Source organism: Photobacterium sp. TLY01, from assembly GCF_021432065.1.
Classification (GTDB): Bacteria; Pseudomonadota; Gammaproteobacteria; order Enterobacterales; family Vibrionaceae; genus Photobacterium; species Photobacterium halotolerans_A.
This window is the reverse complement of record NZ_CP090364.1, coordinates 2,363,174-2,384,930: the sequence shown is the minus strand read 5'-3', so window position 1 is coordinate 2,384,930 and position 21,757 is coordinate 2,363,174. Positions and strand designations below refer to the sequence as shown.

Annotated in this window: 17 protein-coding genes; 15 read left to right on the top strand and 2 right to left on the bottom strand. The window is 47.5% G+C overall.

The genetic code is table 11. From position 1 onward, the window contains the following. The first annotated feature begins 3 nt into the window (after positions 1 to 3). From LN341_RS11260 to LN341_RS11225, 8 genes are all read left to right on the top strand, one after another. Positions 4 to 1,299, top strand: a complete 1,296-nt coding sequence (locus LN341_RS11260) for a hypothetical protein (RefSeq protein ID WP_234203325.1) — start codon at positions 4 to 6, stop codon at positions 1,297 to 1,299. A 191-nt stretch (positions 1,300 to 1,490) separates the two neighbouring features. Further along, positions 1,491 to 2,402: a sulfate adenylyltransferase subunit CysD gene (gene cysD / locus LN341_RS11255; protein WP_234203324.1), complete on the top strand. Its 912-nt coding sequence runs from the start codon at positions 1,491 to 1,493 to the stop codon at positions 2,400 to 2,402. A 98-nt stretch (positions 2,403 to 2,500) separates the two neighbouring features. After that, positions 2,501 to 3,916 carry a sulfate adenylyltransferase subunit CysN gene (gene cysN, locus LN341_RS11250; protein WP_234203323.1) on the top strand — a complete coding sequence of 472 codons (1,416 nt, stop codon included), beginning with the start codon at positions 2,501 to 2,503 and terminating at the stop codon, positions 3,914 to 3,916. Between the two features lie 65 nt (positions 3,917 to 3,981). Then, the gene (locus LN341_RS11245) at positions 3,982 to 5,706 is read left to right on the top strand and encodes an SLC13 family permease (protein WP_234203322.1); all 1,725 of its coding nucleotides are present in this window, start codon (positions 3,982 to 3,984) and stop codon (positions 5,704 to 5,706) included. A 19-nt stretch (positions 5,707 to 5,725) separates the two neighbouring features. After that, positions 5,726 to 6,397 carry an adenylyl-sulfate kinase gene (gene cysC, locus LN341_RS11240; protein WP_370643744.1) on the top strand — a complete coding sequence of 224 codons (672 nt, stop codon included), beginning with the start codon at positions 5,726 to 5,728 and terminating at the stop codon, positions 6,395 to 6,397. Beyond that, the gene (locus tag LN341_RS11235; RefSeq protein WP_234205019.1) at positions 6,384 to 7,346 is read left to right on the top strand and encodes a DHH family phosphoesterase; all 963 of its coding nucleotides are present in this window, start codon (positions 6,384 to 6,386) and stop codon (positions 7,344 to 7,346) included. Before cysC ends, LN341_RS11235 begins: the two co-directional genes overlap by 14 nt. Positions 7,347 to 7,382: 36 nt before the next feature. Continuing rightward, complete coding sequence (locus tag LN341_RS11230) at positions 7,383 to 8,228, top strand: glycosyltransferase family 2 protein (protein ID WP_234203320.1); 846 nt, start codon at positions 7,383 to 7,385, stop codon at positions 8,226 to 8,228. Beyond that, positions 8,225 to 9,187, top strand: a complete 963-nt coding sequence (locus tag LN341_RS11225; RefSeq protein WP_234203319.1) for a glycosyltransferase family 2 protein — start codon at positions 8,225 to 8,227, stop codon at positions 9,185 to 9,187. Before LN341_RS11230 ends, LN341_RS11225 begins: the two co-directional genes overlap by 4 nt. A gap of 123 nt (positions 9,188 to 9,310) precedes the next feature. On the opposite strand, the gene wecA is transcribed toward LN341_RS11225, so the two are convergent. Next, positions 9,311 to 10,345 carry a UDP-N-acetylglucosamine--undecaprenyl-phosphate N-acetylglucosaminephosphotransferase gene (gene wecA, locus LN341_RS11220; protein WP_234203318.1) on the bottom strand — a complete coding sequence of 345 codons (1,035 nt, stop codon included), beginning with the start codon at positions 10,343 to 10,345 and terminating at the stop codon, positions 9,311 to 9,313. Positions 10,346 to 10,757: 412 nt separating this feature from the next. On the opposite strand from wecA, the gene LN341_RS11215 reads away from it, so the two are divergent. The 5 genes from LN341_RS11215 to LN341_RS11195 all read left to right on the top strand — a co-directional run bounded on the left by LN341_RS11215 (position 10,758) and on the right by LN341_RS11195 (position 18,256). Continuing rightward, complete coding sequence (locus LN341_RS11215; RefSeq protein WP_234203317.1) at positions 10,758 to 14,576, top strand: DEAD/DEAH box helicase; 3,819 nt, start codon at positions 10,758 to 10,760, stop codon at positions 14,574 to 14,576. Positions 14,577 to 14,655: 79 nt separating this feature from the next. After that, positions 14,656 to 14,886: a ParD-like family protein gene (locus LN341_RS11210; protein ID WP_234203316.1), complete on the top strand. Its 231-nt coding sequence runs from the start codon at positions 14,656 to 14,658 to the stop codon at positions 14,884 to 14,886. Continuing rightward, positions 14,861 to 15,184, top strand: a complete 324-nt coding sequence (locus LN341_RS11205) for a type II toxin-antitoxin system RelE/ParE family toxin (protein ID WP_234203315.1) — start codon at positions 14,861 to 14,863, stop codon at positions 15,182 to 15,184. The genes LN341_RS11210 and LN341_RS11205 overlap by 26 nt, the downstream gene beginning before the upstream one ends. Positions 15,185 to 15,355: 171 nt before the next feature. Beyond that, complete coding sequence (locus tag LN341_RS11200) at positions 15,356 to 16,828, top strand: mannose-1-phosphate guanylyltransferase/mannose-6-phosphate isomerase (RefSeq protein ID WP_234203314.1); 1,473 nt, start codon at positions 15,356 to 15,358, stop codon at positions 16,826 to 16,828. 30 nt (positions 16,829 to 16,858) lie between these two features. Continuing rightward, positions 16,859 to 18,256 (top strand): phosphomannomutase CpsG, encoded by a 1,398-nt coding sequence (locus LN341_RS11195; protein ID WP_234203313.1) that lies wholly within the window; start codon positions 16,859 to 16,861, stop codon positions 18,254 to 18,256. A 15-nt stretch (positions 18,257 to 18,271) separates the two neighbouring features. Here LN341_RS11195 and LN341_RS21790 read toward each other — a convergent pair whose 3' ends face one another. Further along, a complete protein-coding gene (locus tag LN341_RS21790; protein WP_255783006.1) occupies positions 18,272 to 18,400 on the bottom strand; it encodes a hypothetical protein in 129 nt (42 codons plus the stop codon). Positions 18,401 to 18,876: 476 nt separating this feature from the next. Between LN341_RS21790 and LN341_RS11190 the strand changes: the two genes are divergently transcribed. Together LN341_RS11190 and LN341_RS11185 are read left to right on the top strand one after the other, a co-directional pair. Continuing rightward, complete coding sequence (locus tag LN341_RS11190) at positions 18,877 to 20,247, top strand: MBL fold metallo-hydrolase RNA specificity domain-containing protein (protein WP_234203312.1); 1,371 nt, start codon at positions 18,877 to 18,879, stop codon at positions 20,245 to 20,247. Between the two features lie 171 nt (positions 20,248 to 20,418). Then, on the top strand, positions 20,419 to 21,585 hold the full coding sequence (locus tag LN341_RS11185) for a nucleotide sugar dehydrogenase (protein ID WP_234203311.1): 1,167 nt from the start codon (positions 20,419 to 20,421) through the stop codon (positions 21,583 to 21,585). The last annotated feature ends 172 nt before the right edge of the window (positions 21,586 to 21,757 follow it).

Below are 21,757 nucleotides of genomic sequence, written 5' to 3'. Positions count from 1 at the left end.
AGTATGATGGATAAGAGAATTTATATACATTTTGGCCCGGGGAAAACAGGCAGTTCTGCCATTCAGGCATGGATGAATTCCCACCGGGGCTGGTTGGCTGAACAACAGGTTTGTTATCCGGCGCATGCCGTTGATAAAAACTCGGTCAGCTCGGGCAATATAGAGTCAGTGACAGTTAAGACATCTGACGGCCAATATCGTTTCAGTCAGGCGAAAGCAAATCGCCTGCTGCAGTCATTCCAAGCCAGTCATGCGCGTGTGTTATTTTTGTCGTCAGAGTTTTTCTTTCCGATGCTCTCGCAACTAATGACCGTGTTCAAAGATGCGACTTTCATCGGCTACATTCGGGATCCGCTCGATCTTCATGAATCCGATTATAACCAAAAAGTGAAACTGCACGGTCATTATTTGCCCTTTCATGCCCCGATCAGCAGTTTTCCTGTGGTAGGTGCTTTGGCCCAGGTGTTAGATAGTCACAAAGAGATCTGCCTGGATCTTCGCCCTTACGGAAAGGGGATGTTCACGGGGGGAGACATAGTCAAAGATATACTCGCTGCTATTGGTCTTGAATATGACATAAGTGTAAACACCGGGCAGATTAACCGACGATACGGCTTTGAAGCGCTGGAGTTCAAGCGTTTATTAAACTACTTTCCCATTGCTAAATTGGAAACAACTGTCCATGACTTCTTGCAAAGCATGGAGCATCAGTCAGAAGCATATTCAGTGATTCCCGTTCAGCAGCAAAAAGTGGCCAATGAAAATCATTGCCAGAGACTGGCTGCCTTCATCAAAAATCGTCACTTTCCGGCACTTGAGCCTTTGCTTCGTTTGTTGCGTGAAAGGCAGCTCATACCCTACCGAAGCCAGGATGCCTCGCAGGCGGAGCTAAGCTTTGTTTGTGATTCTTTGAAAGAATACGACATGGCGCTTTATCTCAAGCTTCAGAGTATTGTGAGTCAGCATCGTTTCCTTTACGTCGACACCCCTTTTTTTATGCCGTGTTTTATTGATGAAAAACGTAAGTGGTGGAAGCGAGAACCGGCCAAGAAGTTTCAGGCGCGCGAAGCCGATATCAATGGGGCATCGTTATCAACCTTAGTGAATAAGGTCCAAATTCCGGATAAGTTTTATCCGCCTCATATATTAGCAAGCATGGGGGAGTTTGCCTTTGCAAACCATGAGCTGGAGTTTGCCGAGCGATTGTTTACTGAAGCGTTGAAGCGTAATCCGAAACAAATATTAGCTTTACGCTATATTAATGATGTCCGGCTGCGGCTTCGCGGTAAGCAACTTTAGATCAATTGGGTGCATATAGAGTGGCATGTAATTTTAATGGCGCTGCTGTTGGGCGTCATCGTATTTTTAATCGTTAATGTGGCACAGGACAGTGTGCAACGTATCCCAATACTGAAGTATTATTGATGCGTATGTTATAGTTTGTCGCCATGAAGTCATCAACATTTAATCGCAATAAGTAATCATCACTTATGAATAACTCAGAAAAACTCACACATCTCAAGGCTTTGGAAGCAGAGTCTATTCAGATTATCCGCGAGGTTGCGGCAGAATTTGATAACCCGGTTATGCTTTATTCCATTGGTAAAGATTCATCTGTGCTCTTACATCTTGCACGTAAAGCGTTTTACCCTGGAAAGATCCCGTTCCCGCTTTTGCATGTCGATACGAACTGGAAATTCAAAGAGATGATTGAGTTTCGTGACCGTCTTGCAAAGGACTATGGCTTTGACTTACTTGTTCATAAGAACCCTCGGGGTTTAGAAATGAATATTAGCCCGTTTGAGCATGGTAGTGCCAAACACACAGATATCATGAAAACAGAAGGGTTGAAGCAAGCATTAGACAAATATGGTTTTGATGCTGCCTTTGGTGGGGCTCGTCGTGATGAGGAAAAGTCACGTGCTAAAGAGCGTGTTTACTCGTTCCGCGATAAGCATCACAGATGGGATCCGAAAAATCAACGTCCGGAATTGTGGAACATTTATAACAGCCGTGTGGATAAAGGCGAGAGCATTCGAGTTTTTCCGCTGTCTAATTGGACAGAGCTTGATATCTGGCAGTATATCTATCTGGAAAATATTGAAATCGTTCCACTGTATCTTTCCAAAGAGCGACCTGTTGTTGAGCGTGACGGAACACTGATCATGGTTGATGATGAGCGTATGCCTTTAGGTGAAGGCGAAGTCCCTCAAATGAAGAAAGTACGGTTCCGTACCTTGGGATGTTACCCACTGACTGGCGCGGTAGAGTCTGAAGCGCAAACTTTGCCTGAAATCATTCAGGAGATGTTGTTATGTACAACATCAGAGCGACAGGGCCGCATGATTGACCACGATTCAGCGGGTTCAATGGAAAAGAAAAAAATGGAAGGCTACTTCTGATATCCATTTTTCTATGATTCATTTCATGCGCACTTATTGCTAGAAACAACAGATAACATTGCGTTGCTGGAAGAGAACAGCACGCTAAAGGAATAACAATGTCCCATGCATCAAACCTTATTGCGTCAGATATTGAAGAGTATCTACGTGTTCACGAAAACAAAGACATGCTGCGCTTTCTTACATGTGGCAGTGTGGACGATGGCAAATCAACGCTGATTGGACGTTTGCTGTACGACAGCAAGATGATTTTTGAAGATCAGATGGCTGCGATCGAAAAAGATTCAAAACGCTTTAACACGACAGATCAAGAGTTTGATCTGGCTTTGCTGGTTGATGGCCTGCAATCGGAGCGTGAGCAGGGCATTACAATTGATGTTGCTTATCGATACTTTTCTACGGAACAGAGAAAGTTCATCATTGCAGACACTCCTGGACATGAGCAGTACACGCGTAACATGGCAACGGGTGCATCCACTTGTGATCTGGCAATCATTCTGATTGATGCACGTCATGGTGTTCAGGTACAGACGAGACGTCACAGTTACATCTGCTCTTTATTGGGCATTAAGCACATTCTTGTGGCTGTGAACAAAATGGATGCGGTGGATTACGATCAGGCTGTTTATAAAAAAATTAAGCAGGAGTATCGCCAGTTTGCCGAAAATCTGGGGTTTGATGATCTGCGATTTGTGCCGATTTCAGCATTGCTTGGCGATAATGTAGTAAACGAAAGTGAGAATATGCCTTGGTATCCTGGGGCAACACTGATGCGTCTGCTCAATACCGTAAATATCGACAGTAAGCGTCACCATGCTTTCCGTTTTCCTGTTCAGTATGTAAATCGCCCGAACTTAGATTTTCGCGGGTTCTGCGGCACAATCAGCTCAGGTGAAATCCGTGTTGGCGATAGCGTAGTGGCTCTTCCAAGCGGCAAAGAAAGCAAAGTAGACTCGATTGTGACTTTCGATGGTGACCTGGAAAAAGCCTCTGCTGGTATGTCTGTGACAATTACACTTGAAGATGAAATTGACATCAGCCGCGGTGACATGATTGTGCGTTCTCATGACCGTCCGGAAAGTGCATCACGCATTGAAGCCGATGTTGTTTGGATGTCTGAACAGCAGATGCATCTCGACCGTGAGTACATTATCAAAGCGGGTTGTAAATCTGTGTTCGGTCGTGCGGAAAAATTCAATTACCGTGTTGATGTGAATACACTTGAGCATCTTCCTGCCAGCGAACTGGCCCTGAATGAAATTGCGAACTGCGAGATTGCATTGAATGAAGCAATTCAATTCGATAGCTATGTCGAGAACCGCCTCACGGGCGCGTTTATTATTGTTGATCGCTTTACCAATGTCACAGTGGGGGCTGGCATGATTCGTAAGCCTTTGGCTGATGACGAACCTGCTGCTGATACAGCGCAATTCAGCGATTTTGAAATCGAGTTTAATGCGCTGGTTCGCAAGCATTTTCCACACTGGAAAGCGTTAGATATCAATAAACTATAACAAGTTGTTTTTAATGTTTGCGCCCCGTTTTAATAGCGGGGCGCTTTTGTCATTTGGGATGTGGTATGTCAACAGATGTAATTCTTACATTGCTAATTTTTGTTGGCACAATGGTAGGTTTGGTTTGTTTTCAGGCAAAACCAGCAAAAGTGTTTGGGATCACTATGCTCAGTTTGTTGTTAACTGGGTTAGCTGATAAAACGCTGCTTCTTGCAAGTATCGCCAATTCGGGATTACTTACTTTGATTTTATTGATTGTGTGTTCCATAGCTTTAGAAAAAACGCACATTCTTCGGTTGGTGTCCACCAAGTTGATGGTCAACAACTATACATCAACTTGGATTCGTCTCTTCTCCAGCACTGTCCTTTCGTCTGCAATTCTGAATAATACGGCAGTTGTTGCGACCTTACTTTCACCTGTGAGAAACAATCCATATCATGCTTCCGGTAAGCTTCTGATCCCGCTCTCTTATGCTGCAATCCTGGGGGGCACGCTCACATTGATCGGCACCTCAACGAATTTGATTGTCAATAGTCTGTATCTTGATGCGGCAGGTCATTCCCTGAATTTCTTTTCTTTTACAGGGGTGGGTATATGTCTTGTGTTTTTTTGTGGCCTGGCAATTTGGTTTAGTCATCGCTTTCTGCCAGAGAGCCGGCATGAAGCGGATGAGTTTAAAGGTTATTTCATCGATGCAAGGTTACGTAGTGATTCATTGATGATAGGAAAAAGTGTTGAAGAGAATGGTTTACGACATTTGGAATCGCTTTTTTTAACAGAATTGGTAAGAAGTGGACGCCTTATTAGTCCAGTATCACCTTCGGAAGTACTGGAAGCTGGCGATCGTCTGATATTCAGTGGGGATGTTACAAAAGTGATGCAGATCAAACAGTTCAGCGGACTTGAATTGTTTGCCGACAGTAATGGCTTATTACGTTCGAATTTAACGGAAGTTGTGATTCGACAAGAGAGTATGCTAACAGGCAATACTTTGAAAGAGATTGGGTTTCGCGCAATGTTTGATGCTGCTGTCGTCGCGGTTCGCAGAGACGGTGAGCAGTTATCAGGAAAATTGGGCGAGCTGAAACTAAAGGTAGGTGATTTCTTAGTGCTTGCTGTCGGGGATGATTTTCGTTCAAGGAAAAATGTCAGTAAGAACTTTATCGTGCTGAGTGGTGTTGAACCAGAGAGCAAAATGTCAGCAGTAAAGTCGTGGTTAACAGTTTTAGGTTTTGTTGGCGTGGTTGCGCTTGCCGCACTGGGTGTTGTCGACCTATTATTGGCGTTGGTCGTGCTGACTGGTGTTCTGTTGCTCACTAAAGCTTTAACGGTCAACGAAGTGACTCGCAGGCTTCCTTTTGATATATGGATTGTCGTGAGCTCTGCGCTGCTGTTTTCGCAGGTTTTACTGAAAACGGGCACTTCGGAATTATTACTGAGTGTGGCATCACTGGATGTGGGTAAGAACCCATTGCTGGTTCTTGCTACCTTGTATTTTTTAACATGGATTATCACTGAACTGGTAACCAACAATGCAGCGGCTGCGCTTATGTTTCCGATTGGTTGGTCAATGGCTACAGCTGCTGGTGTTGATCCAATGCCATTTATTATGACGATTGCTTTTGCAGCGAGTGCCAGTTTTTTGAGTCCGTACGGATATCAAACTAATTTAATGGTCTTTAACGCAGGTGGGTATAAGTTACATGACTTTCTGAAAGTCGGTGCACCGGTGAGCCTGGTTTATGCTGCGGTTGTTATAATTACAGTCCCTTATTTTTTCTCATTTTAATTTTCAGGTTTTTTAGATGTTGGACTCCCCATATCAGGTGAAAGAAAATCAGGATACTCATGCATCCACAGATGTGGTTTGGCATACTCACTCAGTCTCTCATGAACAACGTGTCGCGGCAAATGGACATCAGCCATGTGTACTTTGGTTTACCGGCTTGTCTGGCTCTGGTAAGTCAACGATCGCAAACGCAGTTGATGCATTACTCTATCAAATGAATGCTCGTACCTATGTGTTGGATGGTGATAATGTTCGTCATGGGCTGAATGGTGATCTTGGTTTCAATGATGCTGATCGTGTTGAAAATATTCGCCGAATTGGTGAAGTGTCAAATTTGTTCGTCGACGCCGGAATGATTGTTTTGACTGCGTTTATTTCACCATTTCGAAGTGATAGGCAGCAAGCCAGAAGCAAAATTGCCAATCATGCATTTATTGAAGTGTTTATCGACACTCCTTTAGCGATTTGTGAAGGCCGGGATCCAAAAGGTTTATATCAAAAAGCACGAAAAGGTGAGATTAAACATTTTACAGGGATAGATTCAGAATATCAGATCCCAGAAAAGCCTGAGCTGCATGTGAAAACTGCCGATCGGAGCGTTGAAAGCTGTGCTCAGGAAATTGTTGACTATCTGATAGCACAAGGCATTGTAAATAAAGAAGTAAGGGATGACAGTAATGACGCACTTTGATGTTTTTAATGGCGATGCGGATGGTATTCTTGCCCTGCTTCAGTTGAGAAAAGCAGAACCGAAAAATTCAGTCAAGGTGACAGGGATAAAGCGAGATATTGCCCTGTTAAGAAGAGTGAACGCACAAAAAGGCGATTCCATCACAGTGCTTGATGTTTCGATGGAGAAAAATATGGAAGCATTAATCGCATTGCTGGACAGTGGGGTACCTGTGTTTTACGCGGATCACCATAGAAGTGGTGAGATTCCTGATTCTGAATTACTGGATGCTCATATTGATTTGTCTGCTGATACCTGCACCAGCTTGCTTATCAATCAAGTATTAAAGGGGCAATATAAGGCATGGGCCATTGCGGCAGCTTATGGTGACAACCTGGTGAAGCGTGCTGATGAATTAGCTTCGGAATACGGTTATTCGCATCAAGAACGCGATTTTTTGAAAGAGCTCGGCACATTAATTAATTATAACGGGTATGGCGCCGCGATCGATGATCTCCACTATCACCCTGCTGATTTGTTTCAGCGGCTCATGTGCTACGATACTCCCTTTGAACTGCAAGATGATGAAACGTCACCCTACTATGTTTTAAAAGCAGCCTATGAACAGGATATGGCAGAGGCAAAATCCAGTCCTGTATTTTATGACGCTGATTTGTTGAAGGTGATTGTTCTGCCAAATGAGGCTTGGAGTCGTCGGGTCAGTGGTGTTTTCGGGAATGATCTGGCGAACCAGACGCCAGACAAAGCACATTTAGTGCTGACTGATAATAATGATGGACATTATACTGTATCTTTGCGTGCGCCATTAGCCAACAAACAAGGGGCTGATGAGATTTGTTCCTCCTTTGCCACAGGGGGAGGGCGTAAAGGTGCCGCGGGAATTAATGCATTACCGTTTTCTCATCTTGATAAATTGATTTCGCTCACGCAAAGTTATTATGATGAGTAAGCGATAGATGAGCAAATTGAGTAGAGCTGATTGCCTATGAGGGTAATTATTTCTGTAGTATCACATGGGCATGAAGACCTGATCATTAAAATCGGTACATTGAAGCGGTTGGCTTCGCTGGATAATGTGAGGGTAGTATGTAGGGATAACTGCCCTACAAGTAAGCTTGAAACATATTGCAATGAAATCAATGTCATTTATGTGAAGAATGACAAGCGCTTAGGGTTTGCTGCGAATAATAATTTAAACTTTCTGTACTATCTTAATGAGTTTGGGCATCAGGTGGATGATTATTATTTAATGTTAAATCCTGATGTAATCATTGACGAGGAGAATTTTGATAATTATTGTTATCAGTTGTCTAAATCCAGAAGCCAGATATTAACGGCGAATCTGTTTGTCGACAAGAACTTTAAAATACAAGATCATAATATTCGACATTACCCATCATTTGGTAGTTTCATATCATCTTACCTGCTGAATCGGAATAATACACTTGTCAAACGCACTAATAATCAGCTACCTAAAGGTCAGGCTTACTGGTGCAGTGGTGCTTTTTTAGGCATTCGTGTGGAAGATTACATTTTATTAGGTGGTATGGATGAGTATTTTTATCTTTATTGCGAAGATATTGATTTCTGTCGACGTGCTCGTCTTTTAAATATAAATGTAGATATGGTTGAGAATAGTTTTGCGGTGCATTTACGGCAGCGTGATAGTCAAAAATTCTTTTCTAAGTATTTTTTTTGGCATGTGATAAGTGTATTGAAATATTCAATGACGCATGTCGCTGTCAAACCTCGACAATCATCGATTGAAAAGTATCAAAACCAAAAAATTTTGAACCGAAGTATCACACGACTTGATAGGCAGGGACGATGAACAAAATTGATATCGTTCTTGCAACCTATAATGGTGAAAAGTACTTAAGAGAGCAATTGGAGTCAATTCAGCACTGTGATGGTTATTCAGAACTGATTCATCAGTTAATTATTATTGATGATGGTTCTACAGACTCGACAGCATCATTGATAGAATCGGCTCAAGCGGAAGACAGTAAAATTCGGTACTATCCTTTTGATGGAAAAAAGCGCGGTGCTGCAAAAAATTTCAGCCGTGGTGTTCAGTATTCACAAGCTGAATATATTATGTTTTCTGATCAGGATGATGTTTGGAATACAAATAAAATAAGAGACTGTTTTAATGCAATTTGTAAGGAAGTTACTGCAACGCCTTGCTTAGTATTTACTGACGTTCAGATTGTTGATGAAAATTTAGAGGTTATTAGTGAGTCTTATTTCTCTCTAAAGAATATAGGGAAAGATTGGTATGCATCCCTATCAAATCTTGCTCAGCAAAATGTGGTATCCGGGTGTACAACTTTATTCAATCGTGCTCTATTATCCAGAGCTTTCCCTATTCCTGACTCTGCTTATATGCATGATTGGTGGCTAGCTCTTATTGCTTCCGTTGAGGGTAAGATAATTTTTTTAGACCAGCCGACCATTCGATATCGACAACACGCAAACAATACAATTGGTGCCAGAAAAAAAAGAATTTTTCTAATCCATCAGGTTTTGCCTAGATTTGTGAAAAGTATGGACTCAGTTGTGTTACAGGCTAAAACTTTAGTGCAGCGTTACCCAGAACTTAGCGATAATTCAACTTTGAGTACTTTGGCTTCACTTGAATCACTCAGTTTCACCCAGAGAATGAAGTGCTTATTGGATAAAATATTGTATCGAAGTAACGTCAAAGGTAGCATTGGTTTATTGATTTACTTGATATTTTATTCCAGTAGTTTGTCAAAACGTTTATTAAGTCGAAATACTACAGACTAGTTATTTTCAATAAACTTGTTCTCGAATAAATACTACTTAAGAAATCTAGAACTCTACTTTGGTCGAAACCAACAATTATGAATGTCGACCAAAGTTTATAAGAAAACTTTCTTGCTAATGTTCTCAGCTAGTATAACCCGTACGTTTCTCAATCTGGGTTAGCAGCATAAAATATAATACAAAACAGGTTAAAAACAGCCAGAACATAATATATTCAGGTACATTGGCAATTTCTCCATAAATACCGACACAACTCAGCAATGCTGCGATTGCGCAGATGGCAATCAGTGTTTGCAGTGAATTGAGGCCCAGACGCTGGAATATATGGTGCAGGTGCTCGCGGTCCGGTTTAAAAGGCGAATCCCCACGCTTGATTCTGCGGATCATGATGGCTGTCATGTCCATTAAGGGCACGGCGATTATCCAGAGTGCAGTCACCGGACGCAACGGTGGGCGGGTGCCATTCTGGCTGGCGAGCAGTAAAAACCAGATCACAGTGAAACCGATTAGCATACTGCCTGCATCCCCCATGAAGACTTTACGCTTTCGGCCAAATGCCCCCAAGTTGAGCAAGATATAAGGGATCATGGCGACGATGATGATACCGCACAGATAGGCCAGCGATTGCTGTCCATCGTGGAGCAGCATGATGCCCAGCCCGCCAAAGGTCACCATAGATAACCCACCCAGTAGACCATCAATACCGTCGACCATGTTGAACGCATTAATCGCACCAATCACCGCCAGTACGGTCACCAAATAGCCAAACATCCCCAGATCGATGGTGCCAAATCCAATCATATCCCCCAGCGTATGCAGTTCCAGTCCGGCAAAATACATCATGCAGACAGATAACAAGGCTTGGATGGCCAGCCGGAGCTTGAAGCTGACATCAAACTTATCATCCAGTGCGCCAATGATGGTCAGAATACTGATACAGAAAACGTACAGTCCGGCGTCGTCCAGTATCGTCGGTGAGTAATAGAGAAATTGCGCTAGGGTAATACAAATCGCCAAACCACCAACCAGCGGGATCGCCCCCTGATGCAGCTTTCTGGCATTGGGTTTGTCCACCAGGCCGACACGCTTGGCGACCTTTCGAAGTAAAAAAAGTGCGGCAAATGAAGAAAAAAAGACAAAGAAAAAATCGGCTATCATGCTGGGGTCCGAGGGTATAAAAAACGCCAAAAGACTACCAACATTTTGCCTCTCTAGGAAGAAAAGAAAACAATTCAGTGAGTAATTTATTACTTTTGTTCCCTCCGTTTTATCTGCTGCCGCTATAAACACCAGAAAGTCTGAACGCTCGTGTGTTCCCTTTTTGATCACATCCTTTGAGTTGCCTATGAGATGCGATTCACTATCTTCACAGGTGATGATTTTTACACTAATCGTTGTTTGGCTATTGGTCACTGATTGGTTGGAAAATCTTCATGAGGTTGCCCTGTTGATCGCACTGATTCGGGTCAGGTCGCTGTAAGTGTTTGTTGCAACAGCATGAGTATTCTACAATCACTCGCATCACAATCATCTTTGATCAATGGTTTGATATCATTCAGCAGGGAAATCCATGCAATATTTACAGTCTGAAGCTTCTGTGACTGAAGAGCTGTTAGCCCAGATTCTCATTTCATCCGGCATCACCACCAGAAGTCTGTGCCGGCAGCTCAGCAATCGCCATAGTGGCCCTGAGATAGAGGCTGCACTCTCTGCAATGCAGGAAGTCGAACTGGTGGTGAAAAACAGGCAGAGCTGGAGCTTGTCGCTGAACGGATGTTTGTCTGCATTACAGAGCATATTGCGGTTTGGCCGGCAACGGACCCTTTATGCCGTGATGACCCATTCTGATCAGCTCTCTGCGGAACTGGAAGTTTATTCTGTGCTGTCAAATACCCGCTGGATGTTTGCCTATTCGGCGATTTCTCCGCAGGCGGAAGGGCTGCTGATGCATTTATTCCTGCATCCAGATGTCTGGGAATTACTGGCATTGATTGAAGAGGACAGGCTGAAATACAGCCTGCAGGGATGGGCCTGGTTGTTCAATCAGCTTTATACGACGGGGAATATTGCATGGGAGCCGTTAGCCAGTAAAACGATTACGGATGACGGCAGAAGGCAGGTTGTCTGGGCGCCAACTGAGGATCATTGGCAGGCGCTCAGGGTCGGAAGTGTTTCCCACCCCTTGTGTGCTCCGTACGATGACAAGTACTTCCAGCATCGCACGGCTTTCTCCGCCATGACGGCAAAACGCTATTCCTACACGGCCTTGGCTGATCTGGCCGTGGTGGCTTTACTGGACAAACCCGAAGCCGTTGCAAGCTATCAGCACAGCGTCGACGCTCACCGTAGTCAGCAAATCGCGTATGACGAGTTCTGGCAACAGCAGGCTTACCTCATTATTGCGCCTTATCGTGAGCAAGAGGAATATTTTGCGGGTGTTGACGATTGGTTTGATTCACTGCTGGTGATTGCGGATTCCGTGAGCTGGGGGAAATTATTGCTGGATGTGCTGATGCTGTGCCAATGGCAGCAAGCGAGCCCGAAACAGTATCAGCACTGGGTGGCTCAGGTGAAAGCACACCCGTTGACGGAGGTGATTTTATCCCATCACTCTGAAAGCATGTTAGCCGCCCAGGCCAAGCACGCCCTGCGTTACCTGATCGGTCAACTCAGCGAATCTGACGCTCCCTTTTATGTCCCGGCTGCCCGCCAGGATATCTGGTTAAGAAAGCTGACGCAGACGATCCAGTCAGATCAGGAGCATCAGGCTGCTCAGCGACTGGTCTGGGAGTTGTGCCTGAAAACACTGAACGTTCAGCCAAGGATTCAGTCCATGGGGAAACGTGGCTGGACGAAAGGCCGGGTGATTCAACTGTATTCGATTCAGTATTCAGCGGCTGAAGCTTTAATGTCAGATGCGGACTGGCATGTTTTTCAGCAGCTGGAACGACACGGCAGGTTTCGCTGGAGCCCCCCGGCTTCCGATGTACTGCCTGTTCTGAAAGCCTTGTCGGTTTGTGACAACATCATCAGTCAGGACGGCCAGTCGGTCAGTGTGCACGGTGTGAAGCCGTTGGCTGTTTTGCAGGCAGGTGAACAGGTCACACTCGATTTATTCCCCCAAATGACGAGTGGAACATTGCGGCAGGTGATGGATGATGCCTGGTGTTTTCTGGATACCTCAGCGATATCGCCTCAGTTCATTGATGTCATTGAATCGAGACCTGAACAACTGGCTTTGGAGCATTTGCAACCACTGACAGCGTTGTTGGAACAGCAGAAAGATTTACGCTGGTACAGTCCTTGTCAGCGGAAAGGAAATATACAGCCGGGTCACTGGGATACGAGGCCGCATTTATGGCTGGACTGGCATCAGGGCACACTGGCGGTAGCAATTGAGCATCAGAATGATGTGTCCGGTGAGCTGCCGGCAAATCGTATCAGCATGCCTTCGGGGCAGGGTGATGCATGGATCAGCGGCCCGGATCAGCAATGGTATCAGCGTGATCTCAGCCGGGAGAAAGCGGATTCACTGGCGCTGGGCAAGCGTCTGGGATTGAAAGCGAACAAGCAACGGCGCTGGACATTATCGGGTGAAGCCGCGTTATCGCTCATCAAGGCTGTGCAGCATTTAAAGGACGTGCCGGTTCACTGGCGTCAGCGCAGCAGTCAGGTAAAGGTACTGACCCGTCAGGATCTGACGCTGGATATCGAGAAACGCAAAAACTGGTTTGCTGTCACCGGTAAGGCGTCTACGGACCAGGATCTGGAGCTGAACCTGCGTCTGTTACTGGCAAATAGCCGGCAGGGATTTATTGAGCAGGATAGCGACAACCTGGTTGTGCTGATGGAAGATGAGCTTCAGCAGCAACTGCGTATGCTGGACGGTCTGCTCAATGAGGAGATGGCTGTTGATGTGCAGATGGCCTATCCCTTACAACAGGTCCTGGAAACCTTAAGCCATCAGGGCGATGCGGGATGGCAGTCGCTGCAAGAAAAATGGTCAGAGAAACCGGTGGTTGCTGAGCATATTCTTGCCCCGCTGAGGGACTATCAGAAAACCAGTGTCCGGTGGGCGGCGCACTTATCTCATCATGGCTTTGGCGCCTGTCTGGCAGACGATATGGGGCTGGGTAAAACTTTGCAGGCCATCAGTCTGATCTGTCATTATCAGTGCGAGGGTGCGGCACTGGTTGTGGCGCCAAAGTCAGTGATTCATAACTGGCAGGCGGAATGCCAGCGCTTTGCACCAGAACTGACCGTGGTGGATCTGGAGCAGGTGGATGATCGGAACGAAGCCATTGCCGCAGCGGGTGAAAAGAGCATTGTACTGGTCAGTTACGGATTGCTGACCCGCTGTCAGGAAGCGATGCAGGCGAAAGACTGGCAAACCATAGTGCTGGACGAAGCGCAGCAGATTAAAAACCCGCAAACCAAACGGGCCAAACTGGTCTTTGGTTTAACGGCGGAGCGGCGTTTTACCCTGACTGGTACGCCGGTTGAAAATCATTTAACAGAGCTTTGGAGCCAGTTCGCTTTCCTGAATCCGGGCCTGCTGGGTTCGCTGAAGCAGTTCAGACAGAAATATGGTCAGGCTGCGCGCAATACCGAGGATATGATGCGGCTGAAAGCCTTGATCAGTCCTTTCATTATGCGGCGAATGAAAGATGAGGTGTTATCTGAGCTGCCCAGCAAAACCGAGATCACCCACACCGTCTATTTATCGGCCAAGGAAAGTGCTGCGTATGAAGCTGTCCGTAAGGATGCCCTGAAAACAGCCAAAAACAGCAAGGGTGTGGTCGAAGTGCTTGCCGCACTGACCCGGTTAAGACAGGTATGCTGTGATGCCAGCCTGGTATTTGATTCTTTTGCAGAAGAGAGCAGTAAGCTCCGGGAGGCTCTGGCACTGGTGTCAGAAGCCATAGAAGGCGGCCATCAGATTTTGGTATTCAGCCAGTTTGTACAATTGCTGAAGCGTTTTTCTGTGCAGCTGGAACAAGCCTCGCTGTCGTTCAGTTATCTGGACGGCCAGTCGAGCAGTCAGCAGAGAAAAGCAGCGATTGGGGCCTTTAAAGCAGGTGAGCACAATGTCTTTCTCATCAGCCTGAAAGCGGGCGGGACGGGCCTGAACCTGACGGAAGCCGATACTGTGATTCATTTGGATCCGTGGTGGAATCCGGCCGTGGAAGATCAGGCCAGCGACAGGGCGCACCGCATGGGGCAGAGCAGGCCGGTGACCGTTTATCGTCTGGTCACAGAAAACACGGTGGAAGAAAAAATTGTTCAGCTTCACCGGGACAAACGCGATCTGGCAGAAAAAGTCCTTTCAGGGCAAGACAATACACAAGCCCTGAATCCGCAGATGCTGCTGAGTATGATAGAAGATTAAATGCACCATGCGCGACAAAAGATTGCATTGCGCGCCATTATGCCTATACTCAAATCACCATGAAATAGGAGATTGAACTATGGCAACAAGCGTCCGGTTAAATGATGACTTTGTTTCCGAAGCCAAGGCTTATGGGATCGCAGAGAATCGCTCTGTGCCCATGCAAATAGAGTACTGGGCCAAGATCGGTAAAATCATGATGGAGAACCCAGACCTGTCTTATGAATTTGTCCGTGAATCATTATTAGCTACAGAAGAGGTTAAGCAGGGATTGGTGAAGCCATATGAGCGAAGAACAAAGAAAAATTGAGGTCTTTGAGGCTAGGCGATTTACCAAAGCTCTGAGCAAACTGCCAACAAAGCAGCTCAGCACCGTCGAAGATGAGATCGAAAAGATTATTGCCAACCCAGAAATAGGGCAGCAGAAGAAAGGCGATTTGTCACATTTACGAGTTCATAAGTTCAAGATGAACAAACAAGAATTGCTGCTTGGCTACTCTTGGGTTGATAACGAATTAAGGCTCTACCTGTTAAGTCTTGGTTCACATGAAAACTTTTATACTGATCTGAAGACCCAACGGAAAAACGATCTCAAGTTGATCGGCTGAATGAGTAGGAAGTCGCCAGTGCATTCAGCAACACAGCCGCGGCTGGCACTTTTTCATCCGTGCGCCTCCAATCCCCTTGTCTATACTTGCCTGAACAGGCGATAAAAAAGTCTGAAAGACGGATAAAGAAGTACCGAGCATCTTGCACTTTTTTGCGAAGGGGAAAGGCGTATGCAGATTTTACCGGTGATTCTGGCTGGGGGGACAGGCAGTCGTTTGTGGCCCTTATCCCGCGAGCAGTACCCGAAACAGTTCCTTGCCCTTCAGCCCCCTGAGTTCTCGTCGGTAGCAGCTTCATCGCCTCCGCTCAGTATGCTCCAGCAAACCCTTGCCCGTCTGGCTGAGCTGGATGCCCTGTCCCCATTAGTAATTTGCCAGGAAGAGCATCGGTTTCTTGCCGCAGAGCAGCTCAGATCCTGCACCAGCCAGCCGAATCATCTTCTGCTCGAACCTCAGGGGCGTAATACCGCACCTGCCATTGCGCTGGCGGCGCTACTGGCACAGGAATCGCCAGACTGCCTGTCTTTGGAAGACAGTGATCCCTTACTTCTGGTGCTGGCGGCTGATCATCTGATTACTGATACCGCGGCGTTTACGGAGGCCGTCAGGACCGCGCTGCCGCTGGCGGACAGCGGTAAGCTGGTGACTTTCGGAATTCCGCCGCAGTCGCCCGAAACCGGGTACGGCTATATCAAACGTGGCGCGGCGCTTGGCACGGGGTTTGGCACTGGTTTTGAGGTGGCGCAATTCGTCGAAAAGCCGGATCTCAATACCGCGCGTGAGTATCTGGTGAGTGGTCACTATTACTGGAACAGCGGTATGTTCCTGTTTCGTGCTTCTGCCTATTTGCAGCAATTATCTCAGTTTCGGCCGGATATTCTGTCCGCTTGCCGCCAATCGGTTGTATCGCCTGAGCGGGACCGGGATTTTATTCGTATCGACAGCGTAGCTTTTGCCGGTTGTCCGGCTGAGTCGATTGATTATGCGGTGATGGAGAAAACCCGCCAGGCGGTGATGGTGCCGATGGAAGCGGGCTGGAGCGATGTCGGTTCCTGGTCATCGCTGTGGGATCTCAGTCCCAAAGATGCCGCAAGCAATGTGGTCATCGGAGATGTGCTGACCGCGCAGAGCCACCATTGTTACCTCAGGGCCGACAGCCGTCTGGTGGCGACGGTTGGTCTGGACAACGTGGTGGTGATCGAAACCAAAGATGCCGTACTGGTGGCCGCGAAAGAGAAAGTCCAGGAGGTGAAAGCCATCGTGGCGCAGCTCAAAGCGGCACAACGCCCGGAATGCGAGTTGCACCGGGAGGTGTATCGCCCCTGGGGCAAATATGATCAGGTCGATAGCGGCGGCCGACATCAGGTGAAACACATCACGGTCAATCCGGGGGAAAAATTATCGCTGCAAATGCATCATCACCGCGCCGAACACTGGGTGGTGGTCTCAGGGACGGCGAAAGTGACGCAAGGGGATAAGACCTGGTTGCTGACCGAAAATCAGTCCACTTACATTCCGGTCGGCGTGGTACACGCGCTGGAGAATCCGGGCAAAATTCCGCTGGAAATCATTGAAGTGCAGTCAGGCAGTTATCTCGGCGAAGATGACATTGTTCGCTTTGAAGACAGGTACGGCAGAAAGTAAGCGGGATGGCAGCGCCAGAAGGAGAACGGCATGGAAAGACTCACCTGTTTTAAAGCCTACGATATCCGCGGTGAGCTGGGGCGGGAGCTGAATGAGGACATTGCCTACCGGATTGGCCGGGCGTACGGCCAGCATTTCAGGCCACAGGCAGTGGCAGTTGGCGGTGATGTACGGCTGTCGTCGCCGTCGCTGAAAATGGCACTGGCCCAAGGCTTGATGGATGCCGGTGCAGATGTGATCGATCTCGGTCTGACCGGGACAGAAGAGGTCTATTTCGCGGCGCAAAGTCTGCTCGTTGACGGGATTGAAGTGACAGCCAGCCATAATCCTATCCATTACAATGGCATGAAGCTGGTCAGGGCCGGCGCAATCCCTGTCAGTGGCGACACGGGGTTAAACGATATTCGCCTGCTGGCGGAAAGCAATAACTTTGCGGCGCCAGCGCGGGTCGGCCAGCTGAGCCATCATTCTGTGCTGAAGGACTATATTGATCACCTGCTGTCCTATCTCACGCCGGCAAAGGTTAAACCGCTGCGCCTGGTGGTGAACGCAGGTAATGGGGCGGCGGGCCATGTGATTGATGCGCTGGAGGCGCAATTTGCTCAGCGCCGGATCCCCATCGAGTTTGTGAAAATCCACCATGAGCCCGATGGCACTTTTCCTCACGGGATTCCCAATCCGTTATTGCCGGAGTGCCGGGCGGCGACCTCGCAAGCGGTGAGGGCGCATCAGGCCGATATGGGCATTGCCTGGGACGGCGATTTTGACCGCTGTTTTCTGTTCGATGAACACGGGCAGTTTATTGAGGGCTACTATATTGTCGGTTTACTGGCCGAAGCTTTTTTGCAGCAAGCCGCAGATCAGAAGGACGCCCGGCCGAAAAAAATTATTCATGATCCCCGCCTGATCTGGAATACAGTCGATATTGTCACAGCAAACGGTGGAGAAGCGATTCAGTCAAAAACCGGTCATGCTTTTATCAAAGAGAGGATGCGGCAGGAAGACGCCGTATACGGCGGCGAAATGAGTGCCCACCATTATTTTCGCGATTTTGCCTATTGCGACAGCGGGATGATCCCCTGGCTGCTGGTGGCACAATTGCTGTCTGTGAAAGAGGGGCGTCTGTCGCAGCTGGTCGCGGACCGGATGCGGGCGTATCCGGCTTCTGGTGAAATCAACCTGACGGTCACTGATACGGACGATGCCATCGCGACAGTCCGCGCTGTGTACGAGCCGGACGCGCTGGCACTGGATCAAACTGACGGGATCAGTCTGAGTTTTTCTGACTGGCGCTTTAACCTCAGGGCATCCAATACCGAACCTGTTCTGCGCCTGAATGTCGAGTCCCGTGGCGATCCTGCGCTGATGAAAGCAAAAACGGCTGAAGTGCTGGGGTTGCTTCAGCCGTTTACTGCTCCCAAGTTATGACCCGGTCAGGTGTCGTCAGAATGGCACCTGACCCGACAGTTGCACGCTCAGCTGACTGGCTTGCTGATAGTCCAGATTGTCACTGACGACCTGCATCGACCAGTAGCGGTGGCTGAGGGCCAGTCCGATGGCCTGACTTTGCAAAGTGTACGAGAGTCGGGCACTGACCCAACGTCAGCCATGGCTGACAGCGCGGTATCACTATATCTTCGTCGCTTAAAATAATATAGCTGTTCTTCGAGACTCGAAATGCATCACTCCACGTATCTCAGTTTGTTTAAAACGCTTTTCCTTCAAACTCTTTAAAATTACTTCCTCAGAAATTTTTTGCTTGTAAGTATTATGAACTACGTGCTTAGTATGATTTTTAAACAACAGGCAATGTAAAATTCAAGACACAGAGCCAAAGGGGAGATCATTTGTAAGGCAGAGTTAAAAGAGAATTGTCGGTGATTGGGGATCGTGAAATAACTTGGTGTCGTAAAATTGAATTTAACAAGTGTTAGGCGTGAAAGTTTTTCGTGAATTCAGTCGCGCAATTTTGCTACTAATGTTTCAGCTGCCATTAACTTTGTCATGCTGTTTGAATTATTAAATCTATATAACACCAAGGGAATCAGGTGAATATTTTACACCATGGAGCCAGGGACGGCGTGACCGGTTCCTGTCATGAACTACAGCTGGGAAAATACAGTCTGCTCATCGATTGCGGTGCATTTCAGGGCGAGGAAGCCAAAGCCAGCAATGATATTACCTTTCCGGTTGAGCCGATTCGGGCCCTTATTCTGACCCATTGCCATATCGATCATGTCGGCCGTATTCCCTGGTTGTTAGCCGCTGGTTTTCGTGGGCCGATTTATGCGACAGAAGCAACGGCGGCTTTATTGCCTCTGATGCTTGAAGATGGACTGAAACTGCAACTGGGTCTGAGCGATGAAAAGTGCGAAGCCTTTATCCGGCTGGTGCGGTCTCAGCTCAAACCTGTGCCATTTGATTGCAGGGCGCAGATCATGCTGCCGGATGGCCAGGATGTCAGCCTGTCATTTCGTCAGGCAGGCCACATTTTAGGGTCAGCTTATGTCGAGTTGCTGTTACCCGATCGCCGGAAAGTGGTGTTCTCCGGCGATTTGGGTCCCAGCAATACCCCGTTGCTGGTTGACCCGGAGCCACCGTTGCACGCTGATGTGCTGGTGCTGGAAAGCACCTATGGCAATAAGCGCCACCCTGGCGTAGAAACAAGAGAGCAGGCGCTGAAAAGTGTGGTTGAGCAGTCGTTAAAAGACGGTGGGGCCATTCTGATCCCGGCGTTCAGTCTCGGACGCACCCAGGAACTGCTGTTTGATCTGGAAAACATTGTGAACCAGGAGCTTCGCCAGCCTTCGGCAGAGAGTCCGTGGTCCAATTTGCCGATTGTCCTTGATTCCCCGTTAGCGATGAAAATCACACAAGCCTATCAGGGCTTTAAGCGGTTATGGACCAAAGAAGCCAAGGCCAGGCTGGACAACGGGCGCCACCCGCTGGATTTTGATCAGTGCACCCAGATCGATGAACACAGTGACCATGTTGGCTTAGTCAATCGTCTGAAAGCCAGTGGTGAGCCGGCTGTGATTGTGGCTGCCAGCGGGATGTGCAGCGGCGGACGGATCATGAATTACCTGGAAGCGTTACTGCCTGACGCCAGAACCGATCTGCTGCTGATTGGATATCAGGCCAGAGGCACACTGGGCCGGGAACTGCAAAACGGCGCGAAAGAAGTCATGATTAATAATCACCGTGTTGAAGTGAACGCCAGAGTGCACACCATGACGGGGTATTCAGCCCATGCCGATCAGCAGGATTTGATCCGTTTTGTGAAGGGGATAGAGAAAGGGCCAACTGAAATTCGTCTGGTTCATGGCGACAGACCGGCACAGGAAGCACTGGCGCGACGTTTGCAAAAGGTTAAACCGGATGCAAAGGTGATAGTTTGCGCAAACCTGAATCAGGATTAAGTCTTCACTTGCATCAGCACTGTCTTTCGATACTCTATTCTGCGCGATAACACAGTGATAGCTGAGCAGTATATTCAATCCGTTTAATGGGCTTTGTCATCTGCATTCCATATCAACCCGTTAAGCTGGGGCTATCATTGTTGTTAAGTCAGCCGAGTTTGAGGACAGAGAATGAAAATAACAGTAGCAGGAACAGGTTATGTTGGCCTGTCGAATGCTGTATTGCTGGCGCAAAACCATCAGGTGATTGCGCTGGATATTGTAGCAGAGAAGGTAAATCAGCTTAATCAGAGGCAGTCTCCCATCGTTGATACAGAAATCAGCGAATACCTCAAACACCGTGAGTTGAATCTGACGGCCACAACAGATAAACACCTGGCGTATGAAAACGCCGATTTCGTGATTATCGCAACGCCAACCGATTATGATCCGGTCACCAATTATTTTAATACGGCATCCGTAGAGTCTGTCATCCGGGATGTGATGACCATCAATTCTGATGCAGTGATGGTGATTAAATCGACTGTGCCTGTCGGTTACACCCGGCGGATCAAAGAAGAGTTAGGCACGGATAACCTTCTGTTTTCGCCCGAATTTCTTCGTGAAGGTAAGGCGTTGTACGATAACCTGTACCCATCACGCATCATCGTTGGTGAGCAGTCGCAGCGGGCTGAAACCTTTGCAAATCTGCTGATTGAAGGTGCAGTGAAAGACGATATTCCTGTGCTGTTCACCCATTCGACCGAAGCCGAAGCGGTGAAACTGTTTTCCAATACCTATCTGGCGATGCGGGTGGCTTACTTCAATGAACTGGACAGTTATGCCGCCGCGCATGGCCTGGACAGCCGTGAGATTATTCAGGGAGTGGGGCTGGATCCGCGCATTGGCACGCACTATAACAATCCTTCTTTTGGCTACGGCGGGTATTGTTTACCCAAAGACACCAAGCAATTGCTGGCAAACTATCAGGAAGTGCCGAACAATCTGATCCGCGCCATTGTTGAGGCTAACTCCACCCGCAAGGACTTTATTGCTGAATCCATTTTGCGCAAAAAGCCCAGAGTGGTAGGTGTGTACCGCCTGATCATGAAAAGCGGTTCAGACAATTTCCGGGCATCCTCCATTCAGGGCATCATGAAGCGCATTAAAGCCAAAGGTGTGGATGTCGTCGTCTACGAACCTGTGCTGAAAGAGGATACATTCTTTCATTCCGCAGTGATTCGTGATTTAGCGGAGTTCAAGGCCATGTCGGATGTGATTGTGTCGAACCGAATGACACCAGAGCTGGAAGATGTGCTGGAGAAAGTCTACACCCGCGATTTGTTTGGTGCTGATTAATCAGAGAGTTCTGACCAAAATGGGGGAGTGTCTTACTTTTCTTGCGGTTTGATTTCGACATATATCACAGAAAATTAGCATCCCTGTCTATACTTGAATTACCTCTTTGGTTATTTGAGATGGTCAGGGACTGCTATGAGAACTCTTGCAAGAATTCTTACGGGGAGCGATT

Bases quoted from the DNA above. Each gene is read 5' to 3' on its own strand.
- LN341_RS11260 (WP_234203325.1), top strand. From the start codon at position 4: ATGATGGATAAGAGAATTTATATACATTTTGGCCCGGGGAAAACAGGC.
- cysD (WP_234203324.1), top strand. From the start codon at position 1,491: ATGAATAACTCAGAAAAACTCACACATCTCAAGGCTTTGGAAGCAGAG.
- cysN (WP_234203323.1), top strand. From the start codon at position 2,501: ATGTCCCATGCATCAAACCTTATTGCGTCAGATATTGAAGAGTATCTA.
- LN341_RS11245 (WP_234203322.1), top strand. From the start codon at position 3,982: ATGTCAACAGATGTAATTCTTACATTGCTAATTTTTGTTGGCACAATG.
- LN341_RS11235 (WP_234205019.1), top strand. From the start codon at position 6,384: ATGACGCACTTTGATGTTTTTAATGGCGATGCGGATGGTATTCTTGCC.
- LN341_RS11230 (WP_234203320.1), top strand. From the start codon at position 7,383: ATGAGGGTAATTATTTCTGTAGTATCACATGGGCATGAAGACCTGATC.
- LN341_RS11225 (WP_234203319.1), top strand. From the start codon at position 8,225: ATGAACAAAATTGATATCGTTCTTGCAACCTATAATGGTGAAAAGTAC.
- wecA (WP_234203318.1), bottom strand. From the start codon at position 10,345: ATGATAGCCGATTTTTTCTTTGTCTTTTTTTCTTCATTTGCCGCACTT.
- LN341_RS11215 (WP_234203317.1), top strand. From the start codon at position 10,758: ATGCAATATTTACAGTCTGAAGCTTCTGTGACTGAAGAGCTGTTAGCC.
- LN341_RS11210 (WP_234203316.1), top strand. From the start codon at position 14,656: ATGGCAACAAGCGTCCGGTTAAATGATGACTTTGTTTCCGAAGCCAAG.
- LN341_RS11205 (WP_234203315.1), top strand. From the start codon at position 14,861: ATGAGCGAAGAACAAAGAAAAATTGAGGTCTTTGAGGCTAGGCGATTT.
- LN341_RS11200 (WP_234203314.1), top strand. From the start codon at position 15,356: ATGCAGATTTTACCGGTGATTCTGGCTGGGGGGACAGGCAGTCGTTTG.
- LN341_RS11195 (WP_234203313.1), top strand. From the start codon at position 16,859: ATGGAAAGACTCACCTGTTTTAAAGCCTACGATATCCGCGGTGAGCTG.
- LN341_RS11185 (WP_234203311.1), top strand. From the start codon at position 20,419: ATGAAAATAACAGTAGCAGGAACAGGTTATGTTGGCCTGTCGAATGCT.